At 60.5% G+C, this 18,752-nt stretch carries 15 protein-coding genes; 5 read left to right on the top strand and 10 right to left on the bottom strand.

Going from position 1 to position 18,752, the window contains the following annotated elements:
- Entirely contained in the window at nucleotides 1-1,116 is a 1,116-nt protein-coding gene (locus tag N2601_RS23975) for an anhydro-N-acetylmuramic acid kinase (protein WP_260305140.1), read from the top strand.
- 99 nt (nucleotides 1,117-1,215) lie between these two features.
- Nucleotides 1,216-1,821: a flavin reductase family protein gene (locus N2601_RS23970; protein WP_260305139.1), complete on the top strand. Its 606-nt coding sequence runs from the start codon at nucleotides 1,216-1,218 to the stop codon at nucleotides 1,819-1,821.
- A 5-nt stretch (nucleotides 1,822-1,826) separates the two neighbouring features.
- Here the strand turns inward: N2601_RS23970 and N2601_RS23965 are convergent, their stop codons facing one another.
- Entirely contained in the window at nucleotides 1,827-3,128 is a 1,302-nt protein-coding gene (locus N2601_RS23965; RefSeq protein WP_260305238.1) for an MFS transporter, read from the bottom strand.
- A 190-nt stretch (nucleotides 3,129-3,318) separates the two neighbouring features.
- Here N2601_RS23965 and N2601_RS23960 point away from each other — a divergent pair, with 190 nt between their 5' ends.
- From N2601_RS23960 to N2601_RS23950, 3 genes are all read left to right on the top strand, one after another.
- Nucleotides 3,319-4,212, top strand: a complete 894-nt coding sequence (locus tag N2601_RS23960) for a LysR family transcriptional regulator (RefSeq protein ID WP_260305138.1) — start codon at nucleotides 3,319-3,321, stop codon at nucleotides 4,210-4,212.
- A 121-nt stretch (nucleotides 4,213-4,333) separates the two neighbouring features.
- On the top strand, nucleotides 4,334-5,284 hold the full coding sequence (locus tag N2601_RS23955) for a lytic transglycosylase domain-containing protein (RefSeq protein ID WP_260305137.1): 951 nt from the start codon (nucleotides 4,334-4,336) through the stop codon (nucleotides 5,282-5,284).
- A 131-nt stretch (nucleotides 5,285-5,415) separates the two neighbouring features.
- On the top strand, nucleotides 5,416-7,686 hold the full coding sequence (locus tag N2601_RS23950; RefSeq protein WP_260305136.1) for an FdhF/YdeP family oxidoreductase: 2,271 nt from the start codon (nucleotides 5,416-5,418) through the stop codon (nucleotides 7,684-7,686).
- Nucleotides 7,687-7,736: 50 nt separating this feature from the next.
- Here N2601_RS23950 and N2601_RS23945 read toward each other — a convergent pair whose 3' ends face one another.
- From N2601_RS23945 to N2601_RS23905, 9 genes are all read right to left on the bottom strand, one after another.
- A complete protein-coding gene (locus N2601_RS23945) occupies nucleotides 7,737-9,353 on the bottom strand; it encodes a GMC family oxidoreductase (RefSeq protein WP_285168587.1) in 1,617 nt (538 codons plus the stop codon).
- Nucleotides 9,354-9,483: 130 nt separating this feature from the next.
- A complete protein-coding gene (locus N2601_RS23940) occupies nucleotides 9,484-10,416 on the bottom strand; it encodes a dihydrodipicolinate synthase family protein (protein WP_260305135.1) in 933 nt (310 codons plus the stop codon).
- Between the two features lie 114 nt (nucleotides 10,417-10,530).
- Nucleotides 10,531-11,604, bottom strand: coding sequence for an ABC transporter ATP-binding protein (locus N2601_RS23935; protein ID WP_260305134.1), 1,074 nt, complete (start codon nucleotides 11,602-11,604; stop codon nucleotides 10,531-10,533).
- A 1-nt stretch (nucleotide 11,605) separates the two neighbouring features.
- Entirely contained in the window at nucleotides 11,606-13,537 is a 1,932-nt protein-coding gene (locus N2601_RS23930; protein ID WP_260305133.1) for a glycoside hydrolase family 127 protein, read from the bottom strand.
- 25 nt (nucleotides 13,538-13,562) lie between these two features.
- On the bottom strand, nucleotides 13,563-14,426 hold the full coding sequence (locus N2601_RS23925; RefSeq protein WP_260305236.1) for a carbohydrate ABC transporter permease: 864 nt from the start codon (nucleotides 14,424-14,426) through the stop codon (nucleotides 13,563-13,565).
- 26 nt (nucleotides 14,427-14,452) lie between these two features.
- The gene (locus tag N2601_RS23920; protein ID WP_260305132.1) at nucleotides 14,453-15,370 is read right to left on the bottom strand and encodes a carbohydrate ABC transporter permease; all 918 of its coding nucleotides are present in this window, start codon (nucleotides 15,368-15,370) and stop codon (nucleotides 14,453-14,455) included.
- A 68-nt stretch (nucleotides 15,371-15,438) separates the two neighbouring features.
- Complete coding sequence (locus tag N2601_RS23915; protein WP_260305131.1) at nucleotides 15,439-16,677, bottom strand: ABC transporter substrate-binding protein; 1,239 nt, start codon at nucleotides 16,675-16,677, stop codon at nucleotides 15,439-15,441.
- Nucleotides 16,678-16,721: 44 nt separating this feature from the next.
- A complete protein-coding gene (locus N2601_RS23910; RefSeq protein ID WP_260305130.1) occupies nucleotides 16,722-17,786 on the bottom strand; it encodes a LacI family DNA-binding transcriptional regulator in 1,065 nt (354 codons plus the stop codon).
- Nucleotides 17,787-17,883: 97 nt separating this feature from the next.
- On the bottom strand, nucleotides 17,884-18,714 hold the full coding sequence (locus tag N2601_RS23905; RefSeq protein ID WP_104827884.1) for an AraC family transcriptional regulator: 831 nt from the start codon (nucleotides 18,712-18,714) through the stop codon (nucleotides 17,884-17,886).
- Nucleotides 18,715-18,752 lie beyond the last annotated feature (38 nt).

Genomic DNA, 18,752 nt, shown 5'->3' with positions numbered 1-18,752 from the left:
ATGGAACCAATCTGGGCCGTGGGGCTGATGACCGGAACCGTTCTCGACGGCAATATCGATGTCGCCCTGCTCAAGACGGATGGCGAGCGGATCGAAGAGTTCGGTCCCTATGTGCTGGCGCCCTATCCGGAGTGGATCAGGACATTGCTGGAGGAGACATTGGCGCAGGCCCGGGTCTGGAATTTCAACGGGCCGGAGCCGGAAATCTTCAGGCAAGCCGAGGAGGCCTTGACGCGTGCGCAATCGGACGCGGTCAAGGACCTTGTTGAAAGCCACGGGCTGACGATGGCCGATATCAGTGTGGTTGGTTTCCACGGCCAGACCGTCCTGCATCGCGCGCCGCAAAAGGAGCGTCGCGGCGATACACGCCAGCTCGGCGACGGCGAATTGATGCGCTCCATCCTTGGCACCAAGGTTGCCTATGACTTCCGTTCCGCCGATGTACGCGCTGGCGGGCAGGGTGCGCCTCTGGCGGCCGTCTATCATACCGCCCTGTTGCGGCGTGCAGGCGCCGGAGACGATACCGCCATCCTCAATCTCGGCGGTGTCGCCAACATCACTTGGTCGGACGGGGAGGGCAATTTCGTCGCCTTCGACACCGGGCCGGCTAACGCGCCGCTCAATGATTTTGTCAAATCCCATGGCCTTGGCGAGATGGACAGGGACGGCGCGCTCGGCCGAGCGGGTACGGTGGATGAGGCAAGGCTCGCGAAGCTGTTGCAACACCCTTATCTCAGCGCCCCCTATCCGAAATCGCTGGATCGCTTCGACTTCGGAGCCTCCATGGCTGACGGACTTGGCCCCGAGGACGGCGCGGCAACGCTTTCGGCCTTCACCGCATCCGCTGTCGGCAAGGCGCTGGACCTGCTGCCCCGCCGCCCGAAGAAGCTGGTGGTCAGCGGCGGCGGCCGCCGCAATCCGACGATCATGTCGATGCTCAGGACCCGCGCTGGCGTCGAGCCCATCTCGGCGGAAACGCTCGGCTGGCGTGGGGATGCCGTCGAAGCCGAATGCTTTGCATTCTTGGCCGTGCGCGTCTTGCGAGGCCTGCCGATCAGCTTTCCAGGCACGACGGGCGTCCCAACGCCGATGTGCGGTGGCCGGCTTGCAGAATAGGTCGGCTTCGGCGGAGATTACACTTCGATCGTAATCGAACCATTGCTGAGCGAAAATCACTTATGGTGATGCGGACGTATCCTGTTTCAGGAGGACGAAGTGAGAACCGTTGAACCAAAAATCTTGTATTTTGGAACACCTATTGCACTGATCAGCAGCTTGAACGAGGATGGTTCGACGAATTTGTCACCGATCTCGTCATTTTGGGCACTTGGCTGGACGATGGCACTTGGCCTGTTGAATGATGCCAAGCTCGCGGAGAATCTCGCGCGGCACCCGGAATGCGTCGTAAGCCTTCCTTCTCCCTCAATGTGGCAGATGGTCGAGAAGCTTGCGCCGCTGACGAGCAAAGACCCTGTGCCCGAACTGAAGTCCAAACAATTCAGGACGGAGAAAGACAAATTTGCAGCAGCGGGATTTTCCAGGCGCGACAGTGAGCTGGTTCGCCCGGTCCGGGCTGCAGAATGCCCGGTTCAAATGGAAGCCCGTGTCTTGTCACGTCATGAAATGGGCGGAACAAGACTGGCTGAACTTGGAGGAGGCCTCGTTGTGGTTGTCGAGATCGTGCGCGTGCATGCCTGCGAAGAGTTCTTGAAAGGAGATAGCGATCATATCGATCCGCATAAATGGTCTCCGCTGGTTTACAATTTTCGTCACTATTACGATTTGTCCGACACTGAGCTTGGGAAAACATTCCGGGCGTAAGATCTCTATCCGACTGTTTCATAGCGCGCGCGGCTGAAGCTGACGCAGCTAGAGACCGCCGCGCAGATGCCGGCCAAGACAAGTGCGAAGCTGGGTGCGCTTGTCTGCGGCATGGTTTCGAAAATGATCGACATGCAAATGGCGCCAAAAGTTTGCCCGAGCAGACGTGCCGTGCCCTGCATGGCTCCCGCAGCACCGCTGCGCGCCTTCGGTGCGGTAAGAAGGAGAATGCGGTTGTTTGGGGTCTGGAAAAGGCCGAACCCGACGCCGCCGATCACCGTACCCACCAGAAATGCAATTCCCCGGGGATCGGCGGGACTTAGACCCGCAATGAAAAGGCCTGCGGCAAGGAGCGCGCCGCCAGTGGCGCAGAGCCACGCCGTCTTGATGCGACCGGCCAGCCGCCCGGAAATGGGAGCGATGATGATGGTCGCGGCGGGCCAAGGCATCATGTAGAGCCCCGCCAGCGCCGGCGGCATGTGCAAAGTGTGCTGCAGGTAGAACGGCAGCGCGACGTAGCTCAGCATTTGGCCGGTGAAACACGCGATTGACGCGATGACGGCAACCCGAAAGGCAGGATCGGCCAAGAGATCCGTCGGGACTATCGGCGCAGTGTTTTTGCGCTCAAACCGCAGCAGCGCGATGAGGGAGAGAACAGAGCCGCCAATCAGGACGGAGCCGCTGATCGGTGCGCTGGCTATCCGGTCTGCGCCGCAAAAGAACAAAACGAACATCAGCGTGTTGGCCAGCAGCGCCGCAACATTCAATTGTCGCTTCATGCCTGGTAAATGGCCTAGAAGCCTGCCACACAGGAGGACGGTTGCGCCAAGCGGTATGTTGACGGCAAACAGCCAAGGCCAACTGGCCACAGAGAGGATTGCCCCGGCGACACCTGGCCCTGCGGCCGACGAAATGGCAATGACCATCGCGTTGATGCCGATGATCGTCCCCAATAGTTGTTGCGGCACCGCAAAGCGCAGGTTCATCATCGCCAGGGCCATGATCGCGCCGGCACCCAATCCCTGAGCAAATCGCGCCGCGACCAGAACCGGCAGATTTTCGGCGAAGGCACAGGCTGCCGAAGCTAGCGTGAACAGAGCGACACCCATCAGGAAGACTCGTCGCGGCCCGTAAATTTCGCCCAGCGCGCCGCAGGGCAGGAGGGCGACAAGCACAGCGAGCTGGTAGCTGGATACGACCCAGACGGTGTCGCTGGCATCGGCACCAAGCGAGGCCGCGATGGATGGTAGCGCGACATTGGCGATGGCTCCGTCCAACACGACAAGGACGAGCGTCATAAGAAGCACGGCAACGGCCATGTATCGTCGCGGATAGGGCAGGCCGTCATGGGCAGTGGTACCGATTGATGCTACGGACATAGAAGCTCACTTTGTTCGTTTGTTTGCGCCATGGATATCCGCGGCGGGCGACTTGCGCTAGACGCAACACAGGAAACTGAGCGTTGCGTCGAACGCCTCGCCTCGTTAAAACCAGCCTATGCCCGATGTCGACTTGAACCTGCTGGTAGCCCTGGACGCTTTGCTTCGTGAGCGGAGCGTATCGGCTGCCGCGCGAAAGCTTGGATTAAGTACGTCCGCCATGAGCCGGACGTTGTCGAGGCTTCGGATAGCGTTGAGCGATCCCATTCTGGTTCCGGCCGGCCGTGCGATGGCCGCGACACCCCATGCCGAGGCGATAGCAGACCAGGTGCGTTCGCTGACCGCTGCTGTCCAGGCCGTGCTTAGCCCGCAGCCAGCGGTCGAAATTCGCGAGCTGCAACGCGATTTCACGATCCGTGCCAACGAGGCATTCGTGCTCTTACATGCCGCGCGCCTCAGTATCGCCGTCACGAATGCCGCGCCCGGTGTGCGGCTGCGTTTCGCGCCCAAGCCAAACAAAGAAATTCAGCCCCTGCGGGATGCAACGATTGACCTGGACATCGGAGTCATCTCGGGTGATGGCGCGGAGTTGCGCGGGCAAACACTGTTTGAGGACTCCTTTGTCGGCGTGGCGCGGGCTGGACATCCTCTTTTAAGGGCAGAGCATATAACCCCCGAGCGATACGCGGCGTGCGAACATGTCATCTCCTCCAGGCGAGGGCATTTCACGGGTCCCGTTGACGAAGCTCTCACCGAACTCGGCCTTTCGCGAAAGGTCAACCTCGTGGTGCCGAGCTATCCGGCAGTTATCGCCGTCGCGGCAGCATCCGATCTTATCGGATTGGTGCCGCGTTCGTATTGCCAGCCGGGCGTTGCGAGCCAGATCGAGATGTTTGAGCTGCCAGTGGCCACCCCCGGCTTCGTCATCGCGCAGACGTGGCATCCGCGCATGGACGCAGACCCTGTCCATCGATGGCTGCGGGCATTGATCTTCGAAGCTTTCAGGCCATAGCCGACCGTCGAACGGAGGCTATCCGGAAGCCCCCCGCAGCTTCCTAGTTTTCGTCGTCGCGCATCGATGCTATCAAGAAGGCAATCTAGCGATTTGACGATTTCAAACGGGTTTCGCAGGGATGGCAGGCAACCAGTATCGGTCCGGCTTTGTCGTAAGGATCATAGGTTTTGTTATTGCGTCCGGCTTCGTCGTCTCGGCCGCTTGCCCCGCGAAGGCCCAGCCTGAATGGAGCGTTGCGTCACCGGCCTGCATTTCCGGACCTTTGGTAACGGATACCGGCAAAACACTTTGCATCCACAAGGAGAGCTACAATCGCGACCTCTGCGACGCGATCGACTATTTCGCCCACGCCAATCATCTGCCATCGGACTATCTTGCCAGGCTCATCTGGCGCGAAAGCACATTTCGCCCCGATGCGGTCAGCCCGAAGGGCGCGCGAGGCATTGCGCAGTTCATGCCGGGAACGGCACGATTGCGCGGCGTTCAGGATAGCTACGACCTGCTTGAGGCGCTGGGCAAGGCGGCGGCCTATCTGGACGAATTGCGCAACCGTTTCGGCAATCTCGGCTTGGCCGCCGCCGCCTATAATGCCGGCGAAAACGGCCTCGCAAATTTCCTCAATTCCGGCAATCTTCCCTATGAGACACGCAGCTATGTGATTGCCATCACGGCACACACAGTCGAGCAATGGAAGGATGACCCGCCCGATACCGTCGCGCCGGAACTCGACAAAGGCAAGCCTTTCGCGCAGGCCTGCATGGCGCTTGCCGGCAGCCGCCGGCTGAAGCAGGTCGCTTTGGAGCAGGAGCGACCCTGGGCGCCCTGGGGCGCCCAGCTTGCGGAGCACCTTCAACTCGATACCGTCCGGCGACTTTTCTCCGAAGACGTCAGCAAGCTTCCATCACCATTGAATGAAGAAAAGCCGCTTATCGTGCGCCAGCGCAATGCCGATTTCGGCTTCCGCATCCGATACGCTGCCCGTATCGGCCGGCAGACGCGTGATGAGGCAGATGCCGTTTGCACTCAAGTCCGCCAAAAGGGCGGCGCTTGTTTCGTCTTCAAGAATTGAGGGTTTCGCCGGGTTCGGAATGCAGCGAAATGCACAATGGGTTTATCGCTCGCTGCTTCTCAATGTGCAAATACTCGTCAATCGGCTAGTCTCGTTCGCGGGTCTCGGGCGGGCAACCAAAGGAGCGTGCTATGGCGAAGAAGCGCGAAGTTCCGGGAATTCGTACCTACAGCAATCCCGCGGGCGGCTGGGGTGCCTTGAGGGCGACCGCCAAGGCCGTGCGCGAGCAGATGGATGTCACGGAAGCGCCGCTGCTTCTTCTGCGCACCAACAAGCCTGATGGTTTCGATTGCCCCGGCTGCGCCTGGCCCGACAAGGAACACACATCGACGTTTCAGTTCTGCGAAAACGGCGCAAAGGCCGTCACCTGGGAAGCCACGAACAAGCGCGTGACGCCCGAGTTCTTCGCCAAGCATACCGTGACTGAACTGCTCGAATGGAGCGATTACGAGCTGGAAAATGAAGGGCGGCTCACGCACCCGATGGTCTATGACAGGGTAACCGATACCTATCGGCCGATCGAATGGGACGCGGCGTTTGCCCGCATCGGCGAGATCATGCGCAGCTTGCCCGATCCAAATATGGCGGAGTTTTACACGTCCGGCCGTGCCTCCAACGAGGCCGCGTTTCTGTTCCAGATTTTTGCACGCGAATACGGCACCAACAATTTCCCCGATTGCTCCAACATGTGCCACGAGGCGACCAGCGTAGGCCTGCCGCAATCGATCGGCATCGGCAAGGGCACGATATCGCTGGAGGACTTCGACCGTTGCGAGCTGATCATCTCCATGGGCCACAATCCCGGCACCAACCATCCGCGCATGATGGGCACGCTGCATGAATGCTCGCGGCGCGGCGTGCCGATCATCGTCTTCAATCCGCTGAAGGAACGGGCGCTCGAGCGCTTTGCCGATCCGCAGAACCCGATCGAGATGAGCACTTTCGGTTCGACGCGGATTGCCTCTTCCTACTATCAGGTGAAGATCGGCGGCGATGCGGCGGCGCTGAAAGGCATCATGAAGGCAATACTGGAGTTGGCCGAGGCGTCGGAAGACGTTGTCGACCGTGCCTTCATCGCCGAACACGCTAACGGTTTCGATGCCTTCGCCGCTGATCTCAAGCAGACGGCATGGGCCGATATCGAAAGGGCTTCCGGCCTTGCGCGGGCAGAGCTGGAACGCGTCGCAGCCGCCTATGCTAAATCGAATGCCACGATCGTCACCTACGGCATGGGCATTACCCAGCATGCCAAGGGTACAGCGAATGTGCAGCAGATTGCCAATCTGTTGCTGCTGCGCGGCAATTTCGGCAAGCCCGGCGCCGGCATCTGCCCGTTGCGCGGCCATTCCAACGTGCAGGGCAATCGCACGGTCGGGATCAGCGAGAGGCCCAATCCTGCGATGTTTGCCGGTATCGAGCGCGCGTTTGGCTTCAAATCGCCCGAACACCATGGTCACGATGCAGTCGCCGCAATGCAGGCGATGGCGGAGGGGCGGTCGAAGGTGCTGCTCTGCCTTGGCGGCAATTTTTCGATCGCGCTGCCGGACCCGGAACTCTGCGCCGCGGGCATGCGCAAGCTCGATCTCGCCGTTCACATGAATACCAAGCTCAACCGCTCGCAACTGCTGATCGGCAGGGAGTCCATCATTCTGCCGGTGCTTGGGCGCACCGAGCAGGATATCCAGTCCTCCGGGCCGCAATCGGTGACGATCGAAGACTCGATGTCGATGGTGCATGCCTCGCGCGGCAAGCTGAAGCCGGCCTCGGACCATCTGCGTTCCGAACCGGCGATCGTTGCCGGTATGGCGCAGGCAACATTGCCCAATAGCAAGGTCGCCTGGATGGACCTGGTAGCCGACTATGATCGCATTCGTGACAAGATCGAAATCGTCTTTCCCGATTTCGCGCGCTACAATGAGCGCATCCGTGTACCGGGCGGTTTCCGCCTGCCTCTTGGTCCAACCGAGCGCATTTGGAAGACGCCTTCCGCCAAGGCGGAATTCCTGCTGTTCCAGGGGCTCAACGAGGATGTCGCAGTGGCAGACGCCGGCCTGCTCAAACTCGCGACGATACGCAGCCACGACCAATACAACACGACGATCTATGGTCTAGACGATCGCTATCGCGGCGTTTTCGGCCGCCGTGATGTATTGTTCATGAATGACCGCGATCTGGCGGCGAAGGGGCTGGAGCATGGCGATCTCGTCGAGATCGAAACAGCGCTGCCTTCGGGCGACAAGCGGCTGCTGAAACTGACAGCGATCTCCTACGACATCGCGCCGGGTTCGGTCGCCGCCTATTATCCGGAGGCAAACTGCCTGATCCCGATCGACTATCAGGACAAGGAAAGCGGCACGCCGTCTTATAAGTCGGTTCCGGTGCGCATCAACAAAGCGGTGTAACCTATTGTTTCTGAAGCGGTCTGAACTTGAAGCATCCGAACTGGCGAACTTCAGTAACTCTTTCCGATCATCTCCGCTGCCTTGGAGCCGATCGCCATTGCCGGCGCATTGGTATTTCCCGACGGGATGAAGGGAATGATCGAGCAATCGATAACCCGCAGGCCTTCAATGCCGCGCACGCGCAGCTTTCCGTCGACCACCGACATCGGATCATTGTCCGGTCCCATGCGCAGGCTGCCGGAAGGGTGGTAATTCGTCTTGACGGTCTGGCCGGCGAATTTGGTCAGGGCCTCTTCGTCCTGCAGTGCTCGGCCGGGCAGGATTTCGTCCGCGATCTTCGATTTGAACGGTTCCGTCTCCAGCAGTTGCCGGGCGACCTTCAGCGAGGCGAGCGTCAGGCGCAGGTCGTCCGGATCACCGAAGAAGTTGCAGTCGACCAATGGCTGATCCGCGGGGTTGCTCGAGCGTAGTTTGACACTGCCGCGTGCCTTCGGGCGCAGGAGGCAGGAGGTGAAGGTGACGCCATAGGTGGGCTTGGCGGAGGAGACGTCACGGTCGAGATAGACGATCGGGGCGCAATAGAGCTGGATCGATGGCCGCTCGCTGCCATCCGGATCGTAGAAGAGACAGGATTCTATGCCCGTCGTGGTGACTGGACCCGAGTTGAAGAGCAGGTATTGCAGCCCGTTGCGAAGCATCGGCCAACCCTTGTCCTCGCCGAAATAGCCGGATTTGGCTTTGGTCGTGGCGATGACCGGGACTTCGTGATGATCCTGCAGATTGGCGCCGACGCCGGGAAGATCGAGCGTAACGGCGATATCATGCTCGCGCAGATGATCGGCCGGGCCGATACCGGACAGCATCATCAGTTTGGCGCTGTTGTAGGTGCCCGCCGCGACAAGGATTTCCCGCGCTGCATGGATCGTCTGGCTTTCTCCATTGCGCGTGTAGGTCACACCGGTCGCGCGGCCGTTTTCGATGACGATGCGGTCGACGCGGGCATCCGTGATGATCTCCAGCCTCTTGTCGCCTGCTAGCGGATCGAGGAAGGCCTTCTTGGCATCGGAGCGCTCCATCTTGCCGTTCCATTGGCCGTAGGTGTGCTGCATGATGCCGACACCGTTTTGCCGGACGCCGTTGAAGTCGGGATTATAGGGATGACCGAGCCCTTGCGCGGCCAGCAGAAAATCCTCCGTCGTGTCCGAGATGTGTCCCGGCTCGGACACGCGCAGATTGCCGGATATGCCGTGATATCTGTTGTTGAAGCGCGTATTGGCTTCGATCCCTTTGAAGTGCGGCAGCATGTTGGCATAGGACCATTCTATCCCATGGCCGAGATGGGCGGCCCAGCCGTCATAATCCTCTTTCTGCCCGCGCATGTAGACCATGGCATTGACGGCGCTGCCGCCGCCAAGTGCCTTGGCGACCGGAACGATCGGCCCGCGGCCACCAAGCTGCGGCTGCGGAACCGTGTGATGCATTTCAAGGAAATCGTCGCGGGCAAGATATTTCATATAGCCCGCGGGAAAGGCCATCAGCTTCGCGGTCCTGCGCGGCCCGCGTTCGATGACGAGCACGGAAAAGCCGAAATCACGCACCAGCCGCATGGCGGCGACGCAAGCTGCCGAACCGCCGCCGGCAATGATGAAATCATAGGTCTTCGCCACCAAAGCTCCCCCCTTGGCCAATATTCACTGTCTTAAATTGATCGGATCGTGCCCTCGTCGACCCTGATCCGCGCGCCTAATCTCTTGCTTGACCCCAGCACCAGTGCCTCCTTGCTCGCCAGCCCCAGCCTCATGCGCCGATCTCCTGAAGACGGCGCGCCTGCCGGGCAAGCAGGCGTTCGACGTCCTTCACGTCGAGCGGCGAAAGCTTGGCGCCGGGCTTGCGCAGGGTGGCGGATTTGATGACACCGCGTTTGGCGAGGACATATTTGCGGGCGGCGAGGCCAATGCCCTGTTGCTGCTCGTAGCGTGCCAGCGGCAGATAGGCGTCGAAGATTTCATGCGCCCGATCGATATTTCCGGCTCGATAAGCCTCTACGACGCCAACCATCATTTCCGGATAGCAGAAGCCGGTCATGGCGCCATCGGCGCCGCGGCCCATTTCCTCAGGCAGGAAGAGCCCGCCATTGCCGCAGAGGATAGAGATACGCCGCGTTTCACCACTGTCGCTGGAGGCACGCAGCGCGGTAATCTTCGACAGACCCGGCCAATCCTCATGCTTGAGCATGACGCAGTTCGGCACGCCCTTGATGATCCGGTCGATGACCTTGGGCGCGATGGTGACATTGGTCGTCAGCGGATAATCCTGCAGCACGAAGGGTGTATCGCCTAATGCTTCGCCGACCGATTGATAGAAGGCAAAGGCCTGGTCGTCTGTCTTGATCGTCCAGGGCGGCGCGACCATCACGCCCGCCGCGCCCTGATCCATTACCGCCTCGGCCAGTTCCTGCATCGGCGCAAGCCCCGGCGCGGAGACGCCGACGACAACGGGCAGGCGGCCATCGAGGCGCTTCAGCACGCGTTCGACGACGGCGCGCGATTCCTCCGCCGTCAGTTTCGGCGCCTCGCCGAGCTGACCGAGCACAGTCAGCCCGGTCACCCCGACGCTTTCGTAGAAATCCACCATGCTGTCGATGCTGGCGAAATCGAGCGCGCCTTCGTCGGTGAAGGGTGTAACGGCGATCACATAGACGCCCCTGGCGTCTTCGGTCAGTCTGGCCATCCTGCCGCCTCCAAATTCATTCGCCGAAACAGATGCTCCCGCGCTACCGGCAAACATCGTCATAATTTTAGTTGTTCGTCAAATGATTAGGCAGCGTCGCTTTGAGATGATCCTTCAACGGAGCCGGTTCCCCTGTCCGTCGAAATAGCGGCGTCTTTCCGGCGGGCAGCGCAGGTAAAGCGTATCGCCGCGCTGAACATCGGGGCCTTCGCGATATTCGGCGATCAGGTTTTGGCCGTCCTCCGTTTGGCAATAGAGATAGCGCGTGCCGCCGAGATATTCGTCGAAATCGACGGTCACGCGGATCGCATCATTATTGTCGGATACGACGACCAGATGTTCCGGGCGCATGCCCAGCATCAGCTTGTCGCCGGCCGCAAGGTTCGCCTGTCCTACGTCCGCCCTGATGGAGCCGCCTGGTACTTTGGCGGAACCATCAGCGACCCATTCGGCTTCGATCATGTTCATGCGCGGCGAACCGATGAAGCCGGCGACGAAAATATTGGCCGGATCTTCATAGACCTCGCGCGGGCTGCCGACCTGCTCGATCTTGCCGTCCCTGAGGACGACGATCTTGTCGGCGAGCGTCATTGCTTCAGTCTGGTCGTGCGTCACATAGATCATCGTGTTGCCGAGCTCGCGGTGCAGCCGGGCGATTTCGATGCGCATGGAGACGCGCAGTTCCGCGTCGAGATTGGAGAGCGGCTCGTCGAACAGGAAGACATCCGGCTTCCGCACGATCGCCCGGCCGATGGCGACGCGCTGCCGCTGGCCACCGGAAAGCTGGCCGGGACGACGGTCCAGCAAATGGTCGATCTTGAGGATCGCCGAAGCGGCCCTGACGCGCGCTTCGATCTCTTCAGCATCGGTTCGGGCCATTTTCAGCCCGAAACCGAGATTTTCACGCACGCTCATATGCGGATAGAGCGCATAGGATTGAAAGACCATGGCGATGCCGCGCTCGGACGGGTCGAGATCGGTGACATCCCGGCCCTTGATGGCGATCTCGCCGTCGGTCACTTCCTCCAGTCCGGCGATCATCCTAAGCAAGGTCGACTTACCGCAGCCGGACGGGCCGACGAAGACGACGAATGCACCTTCCTGCACTTCGAGATCGATACCGTGAATGACCTCCAGCCCGCCGTAACTCTTGCGGACGCCGGTCAAACTCATGCTGTTCTTGCCCATGTCAGGCTCCGTGTTGCGTCTGGCCGGCGCGGACCCAGACCAGCATCTCACCCGGCTCGCGATTATCCCACAAATGATAGGGAACGAAACGGGCGGTGGCGGAGCGGCTCTTCGGCGGCGCCGTTCGATAGAGGTCCGTTCCCCAATCCGACTCATCGCGCTTCACCGGAATATCGAGCGCGACTGCGCCCTCCAGTGCGGCAATTTCCGCCGTCTGCGCCAACGCGGGATCGCCGGTAAGCGAGATGCCGTTGAGATCGCGGCCATTATCGGTCGTCTCGACGCAATAGACCAGCGGCCCACGCATTAGCGCTGCACGGCCGGCGTCCTGGCGCACCCTGGGATTGGCGAACAGGGTACGCGGGATCAACGGAATGTTGAGGTCGACCTTGTCGCCAGCCTGCCACTCCCGCTCGATGCGAGCATAACCGTCGACGGTAATTGTGGAAAGATCGATGGGCGCGCCGTTGATGGCGAGCGTAGCACCATTAGCCCATCCGGGGATGCGGAGCGATAGCGCGAAGCGGGCGCTGCGGTCCGGATTGACGCCAAAACGGATCGCGCCGTTCCAAGGATAATTCGTTTCCTGAGCCAATTCGACCGTCACGCCGCTTGCAAGCGGAACGCGGGCCTTGCTCTCGCCATAGAGATGGACGGCGATTTCGTTATCGGCCGCCGCATACATGTAGGAACCGACGGAAGCCAGCAGGCGGGCAATGTTCGGCGGGCAGCAGGGGCAGTTATGCCAGGTCCAGCGATGATGCTTGCCGGCGCTTTCCAGCGGATTTTCGTAGAAAAATGTCTTTCCGTCGAGCGACAGCCCGGCCATGGCGCCATTATAGAGCGCCTGTTCCATGATGTCGGCATAACGCCGGTTCGGCCCGCGCCCCAGCATGCGGTTCGCCCAGAAGACCAGACCGACCGAGGCGCAGGTTTCGGCATAGGCGCTTTCGTTCGGCAGGTCGTAATAGTCGGTAAAGCCTTCGTTGGAGGCGGCCGGCCCGATGCCGCCGGTGACGTACATCTGCTTGGTGGTCAGATCGTCCCACAGCGTCTCCAGCGCCGAGGTCAGGCTGTCATCATTATATTCCGTGGCGATATCCGCCATGCCTGAATAGAGATACATGGCGCGCACCGCATGGCCGACGACCTTTGTCTGCTTGCGCACTGGCTGATGAGCCTGGTTGTATTCATAGGTCTTCTGCACGAATTTTGCCGGATCGCGGCCGTCGCGCAGCGCCTCCTCGGTGAAGAAATGCGGTTCCTGGCCACGCTCGTCGATGAAATACTTGGCAAGGTCGAGATATTTCTTCTCGCCGGTGACGCGGCCAAGCTTCACTAGCGCCAGCTCGACCTCCTCATGGCCGCAATAGCCGCGCAATTGCCCCTCGCCATGGCCGAAGACTGTGATCATGTAATCGGCAAAACGGCTCATGACGTCGAGCAGCTTGCGTTTTCCCGTCGCCTGATAATAGGCAACGGCGGCTTCGATCAAATGTCCGGCGCAGTAGAGCTCGTGATGGTCGCGCAGGTTGGTCCAGCGACGGCCCGGCTGCACGCGCTGGAACCAGGCGTTCAGGTAACCGTCCTCCTGCTGCAGCTTTTCATACATATCGATGATCGCATCGGCGCGGGCTTCGAGCTCTGGATTGGGGCGGCGATAGAGCGAATAGGCGATGGTCTCGATCGATTTGCCGAGATCGCTATCCCAGAACATCTGTGTCGAGCCCGACCAGGTCTGCAGCGGCAGGATAATGCCAGGGCTCGGCTTGTCGACGTCGATTGCCCTGACCATGCCGGCCTCGACGCAGCGGTCAAGAAGGGTGGCGGCCGTGGAGTTGCAGATCGCGTCCTGCCGGGCACCGAAAAGGCCGTGAAGTTCGACATTCGGAACGGGCAGGGGGCGGAATTGGCGATTTTGCTTGTCTGACATGGCTTTCATCCGTTTCGTTTGAGGTTCATTTCACCGCGCCGGCCATCAGACCGCGCATGTAATAGCGTTGCAGAAGCAGGAAGACGATGACGCAGGGTATGGTCATGACGGCAATGCCGGCCTGAACCGCGCCCCAGTTGACGGCGCCGAGCCGCCCGGTCCGGACCGCGATCATCAGCACCGGCAGCGTGAATTTCTCATTGCTGGAAAGCAGTACCAGCGCTGCCAGGAACTCATTCCAGGCATTGAGGAAGGCAAAGATCGCAACGGTCGCTACACCCGGCAGCACCAGCGGGAAGAGGACGCGAAAAAGGAGTTTCAGATCGCGTGCGCCGTCGATGCGAGCGGCTTCCTCGATCTCCTTGGGCACCGCGTCGAAGGCGTTGCGCATCATGAAGACCGAGAAGGGTAGCTGGAGGGTGACATAGACGAGCGTCAGCCCGAGCAGCGAATTGTTGAGGCCGAGCCTTGCCAGGATGATGAAGAGCGGCGTCAGGATCGACTGGAACGGGATCATCAGCGTAGCGATGATCAGAATGAAGAAGGCGCCCTTGAACGGAAACTGATAGCGCGAAAAGCCGTAGCCGGCGAGCAGGCTGACCATGACCGTCAGGATGACCGTCGCCACCGAAACGAAGAGCGAGTTCAGCGTATGCTGCACGACACCGGCACCGAAACCGTCGAGGGCACGGTAGGCATCAAAGCTGAACCCCGATGTCGGCCACGGCGGCAGGGGCGGAAGGCTCGCCTCCGTACCGTGCCGGAACGATGATAACAGCGCGATTGCGAAGGGCGCGAAGAAGAAGATGACGATGATGACGCCGACGCCGTGGTAGCTGACGGCACTCCACATTTTCCGCCGGGCACGACGCTCTTTTGCGGTTCTCATCTTTGTGGTGCTCATGTTCGCGATGCTCATGGGCGATCCTCCCCGACGCGCAGCAGCCAGAGCTGGACGATGCTGATCAACACGAGAATGACGAGAAGGGCGATCGACAGCGCCGCGCCATAGCCGAGATTGAAGGACACGAAGGACTGGTTGAAGATGTAGTAGACGACTGAGATCATCTGGTTCTGCGGTCCGCCGCTGGTCATGATGTAGAACTGGTCGAAGGCAAGCACGGAGCCGGTGATCGAGATGATCAAGGCAAGCGCGATCGTCCGGCGCATCAGCGGCAGGGTCAGGAATCGGAAGCGCTGCCAGCGCCTGGCGCCATCGATGCGGGCGGCCTCCGTCAGCTCGGAGGGGATCGCCTGCAGGCCGGTAAGCAGGATGATCATGGTGAAGCCGGCGATCTTCCAGACCACCATCACGATGATCGTGGCAAAGGCGGTGTCGAAGTCCGCAAGCAGGTTCGGCCTTCGGTCGATCAGTCCGAGTGCCTGAGCCGCGGGCACGAAAAAGCCGCTATCGACATTGGCGAGCCAGACCCAAAGCAGCGAAGCCGTCGCCAGCCCGACGACGACGGGCAGGAAGATGATGGTGCGGTAAAAACCAACGAGTCGCCGCTGCTTTTCGACGTAGAACGCCAGTGGGAAGGCGACGGCGAAAATGGCGATGGTGACGATGACGGTATAATAGGCGGTGAAGCGCAATGCCGCCATGAAGCGGATGTCCGACACCATCCTTGTATAATTGCCGAAGCCGATCCAGCGCGGACTACCGAGCAGGGGCCAGTTGTGCAGGCTCATCCAGCCGGTAAAGATCACGGGCAGGACAAAGAAGACCAGGACCAGCGCCATGGCGGGCGCGATGTAGAGAAATCCGTGCCAACCGGCACGTCGACGCCGCTTGCGCTGCCGCAGTGCTGTAATAGCTCCGGGACCAGCCATGGGATGCTCCTGATGTTTTGGTGGGGAAAACCGGGAGGCCAAGCCTCCCGGTCCGTGATGGTTTATTACTACTGGGCGTTGTCGATGATCGACTGCATTTCCGATTGTGCATTGGAGAAGGCCGTATCGACGTTGTCTCCAAAGATTGCGGCGTTGGTGAAGCCGGCCCAAGGGCCGTTGGCGCTGTTGATCAGGTCATTGAACTGCAGCGTATAGGGCGTCTTGGCGATGGAGATCGCTTTCAGGCCCACCTGCATGCGCGGATCGAGGCCTTGAAGCACCTGGTCGGCGATATCGCCGCGCGTCGGCAGGCTGCCATATTTCGCCATGATCTTCTGACCGTCCATCGAATAGGTGTATTCGAGGAACTTCTTCACCGCATCGAGCTTCTTCGTACCTTTGGTGATGACGAAGTTGTCGCCGCCGGCAAAGGAGGACGGCTTGCCATCGACACCGGGGATCAGCGTCACACCGAAATGAATATCGGGGTATTGCGTGATCAGTGTGCCGATCGAGAAGGCGCCGATGCTCTGCTGGCCGATCTTGCCGTTGCTGATGCTTAGGAAGTTGGCGCCGGTGTCACTCGCGGCACCCGCCGGCACCAGATCCTTCTTGACCATGTTGCGGTAGATATCGACAGCCTTGCGCATCTGCGGCGTGTCGAGCGTCGCCTTCTTGCCGTCTTCCGAGAGAATGTCGGCGCCTGCACCCCAGACGAGCGGCGTGAAGGTGAAGATCATGCAGCCGCCGCAGCCGCCACCGGAGAAATAGAAGCCGTAGGTATCGCCGCCGAGCGCACGGATCTTTTCGGCATTGCTCGTAATCTCATCCCAGGTCGTCGGCGCCTTGTCCGGATCGAGACCGGCTTTCTTGTAGAGGTCCTTGTTCCAGGCGAAAATGGAAGTCTCGACCGAGAGCGGCAGGCCGTAGATATGGTCCTGATAGGTGCCGAGCTTCACATGAGACGGAGAGAGCGAGTTGAAATAGGGCAGGCTCTTGGCCCAGTCGGTCAAGTCTTCCAACTGGCCGGCGGCGGCGAAGGCTGGCGTGTAGATCAGGTCCATCGACAGGGCGTCGGGTGCCTGCCCGCCGGCGATCGCGGTTGCGTATTTCTGCACCAGTTCGGAGAAGGGCACCTCGGTCATGGTGACCTTGTCGTCGTGGCTGGCATTATAAGCCTCGACGACCTTCTTGAAGGAATCGCCGATGCCGGAGCGCACCCACATCGTAATGTTTTCGGCGGCTGACGCGCCGGACATCAGGCATAAGGATATGAGGCCGGTCGCGGCCAGAAGTCGCTTCATCATGTTTCTCCTCCCATGGGGCATTTCCATCAGCCCCTCTTCCTCAACTAATGAACGGGGTGTCCCCCACACGACTGCCGCACGACCAATTCGCACGGCAATGTCCTGATCCCTGGTTCGATGGCGCGGCCCTCCGCCAGCGCCAGAACCGTAAGCCCGGCCTCCCGGCCGAGTGCCTTGAGATTCATGTCAACCGTCGTCAGCGGCGGCCGTGTTTGGGCGGCGACGATCTCCCAATTGTCGAAGCCAACCACTGAGACGTCCTCCGGCACGCGCACGTCGCGCTCGCGCAGGGCGTCGACTACAGCGCGGGCGATCTGGTCGTTGCCGCAGAAAATGCCGTCCGGTTTCGGTCCGGGCGTATCCCAGATTTGCGCAACGGCCGCGTGGCCCCAGGCCTCCGACCATGTGCCGTACATCACCGGCAACGTGTCGCCGACGAGGCTTCGATAGGCCCTTGTGCGCTCGCGTACCGAAACGAAGCTCTCGGGGCCGGTGATATGGGCGATCCGGCGGCGGCCGAGACCCATCAGCCATTCGACGGCAAGAGCGGCGCCCTGGAAATCGTCGGCGCAGAAGGTAACACTATCGGGTGTCCCTTCCGTGAAGGCGTAGACGACGGGCACGGGCAGGTTGGACAGATCCACCGGTAGCCGGCGGTCGATCCTCTTTCCCGAAGCGATGATGCCGTCGACGCTCTTGTCCAACATGGCGTCCACATGAACCTTTCCGAGTGCAGGATCGTCTTCGATCGTGCAGAGAAATACCGAGACGCCGTGATCGACGAGCGCCTCGGTAATTCCGGCCATGACAGGGAGAGTGAAACGGCCGTAGGTATCGTTCGTCAAAAGACCGATGGTGAAACTCCGATTGCTAAGCAGACCCTTGGCCAAGGCGTTCGGCCGGAACCCGATCTCAGTCGCGACGCGCTTGACCCGTTCCCGCGTGTCGTCGGCCATCCGCCCGGTATTGTTCAAGGCTTTCGACGCCGTCGAAATGCTGACCCCTGCGGCAGCGGCAACATCGTGAATCGTTACCCGACCGTTTCTAATCCGCTGGTTTTCCAGATGTCCTCTCCCGAACTTATTTGCGGTGAGAAAAGCTTTTCTCATCCGAAGAGTCAAGATGAGAAAAGCTTTTCTCAAATTTTTTTGATCACGCCTGCCCACGAATGTCTTTGGCTGTAAAGGTGGGATATCTGCGCGACTTCTACGGCCGGTCGAAAGACCAGCGGTTCACCATGTAGGTGCGCGGCGAGGTTCCGAGCATGCGTCGGAACATGGTGGTGAAGGCGGCAACGCTTTCGTAGCCGGCTTCCAGCGCGACGTTGGTCACCGGCTGCCCCTCCGCAAGTTGCGGCAGGCACGCGAAGACGCTCGCCTGCTGACGCCAGGTGATGAAACTGATGCCGGTTTCCTTGCGAAATTGCCTGGTGAAGGTGCGGCGGCTCATTGCCAGCTTCTCGGCCCAATCGTCCAATCTGGCATTCGGGGTCGGGTTTGCCAGATACTCACGGCAGAGGGCCGCCAGCCGTCGGTCGGATGGGAAGGGGAGGCCGAGCGGGCGTTCTTCCAGCGTCGAAATCTCCTCGATTAGGAGGGAAAGGACAAGTTCAGCCTTGCGATTTCCGACCGGCGCTTCCCGCAGCCGGATGGCTTCGAGCAGCAGACTGCGCGCGAGATCCGTCACTTCGACGACGCGGGGCGCCTCGTCCGGCGGGGTCGGGTCACGCGGCATCACATAGACCGATTTCAGGCTGACATCGCTCAGCATCTCGACGGAGTGCTCCAGCCCAACGGGAATGAGCAAGGCATGGCCGGGCGGCACCATCCATCGGCCGCGGGTCGTCAGGATCAGCACGACACCGGCGAAAACGCAGAGCAATTGTGTGCGGCGATGATGATGCCAGGGAACAGTGTAACCTTGCGGCGGCTCCGAGCTGTGGACGAGCACGCCGGCATTCGATCCCTCCATCCAGAGCATATTTTGCTCGTGATCTCGGTCGAGTGTCGCCAGCAGCTTTTGAGAGAGCTTTTCCATTTTGGCCCGATCGCGAAAGAACTGGACCAAAACACGAA

This window comes from Rhizobium sp. CB3060 (assembly GCF_025200735.1).
Classification (GTDB): Bacteria; Pseudomonadota; Alphaproteobacteria; order Rhizobiales; family Rhizobiaceae; genus Rhizobium.
This window is presented reverse-complemented; position numbering and strand designations above follow the sequence as displayed.

Bases quoted from the DNA above. Each gene is read 5' to 3' on its own strand.
- N2601_RS23975 (WP_260305140.1), top strand. From the start codon at position 1: ATGGAACCAATCTGGGCCGTGGGGCTGATGACCGGAACCGTTCTCGAC.
- N2601_RS23960 (WP_260305138.1), top strand. From the start codon at position 3,319: ATGCCCGATGTCGACTTGAACCTGCTGGTAGCCCTGGACGCTTTGCTT.
- N2601_RS23955 (WP_260305137.1), top strand. From the start codon at position 4,334: ATGGCAGGCAACCAGTATCGGTCCGGCTTTGTCGTAAGGATCATAGGT.
- N2601_RS23950 (WP_260305136.1), top strand. From the start codon at position 5,416: ATGGCGAAGAAGCGCGAAGTTCCGGGAATTCGTACCTACAGCAATCCC.
- N2601_RS23940 (WP_260305135.1), bottom strand. From the start codon at position 10,416: ATGGCCAGACTGACCGAAGACGCCAGGGGCGTCTATGTGATCGCCGTT.
- N2601_RS23935 (WP_260305134.1), bottom strand. From the start codon at position 11,604: ATGGGCAAGAACAGCATGAGTTTGACCGGCGTCCGCAAGAGTTACGGC.
- N2601_RS23930 (WP_260305133.1), bottom strand. From the start codon at position 13,537: ATGTCAGACAAGCAAAATCGCCAATTCCGCCCCCTGCCCGTTCCGAAT.
- N2601_RS23925 (WP_260305236.1), bottom strand. From the start codon at position 14,426: ATGAGAACCGCAAAAGAGCGTCGTGCCCGGCGGAAAATGTGGAGTGCC.
- N2601_RS23920 (WP_260305132.1), bottom strand. From the start codon at position 15,370: ATGGCTGGTCCCGGAGCTATTACAGCACTGCGGCAGCGCAAGCGGCGT.
- N2601_RS23915 (WP_260305131.1), bottom strand. From the start codon at position 16,677: ATGATGAAGCGACTTCTGGCCGCGACCGGCCTCATATCCTTATGCCTG.
- N2601_RS23910 (WP_260305130.1), bottom strand. From the start codon at position 17,786: ATGAGAAAAGCTTTTCTCACCGCAAATAAGTTCGGGAGAGGACATCTG.
- N2601_RS23905 (WP_104827884.1), bottom strand. From the start codon at position 18,714: ATGGAAAAGCTCTCTCAAAAGCTGCTGGCGACACTCGACCGAGATCAC.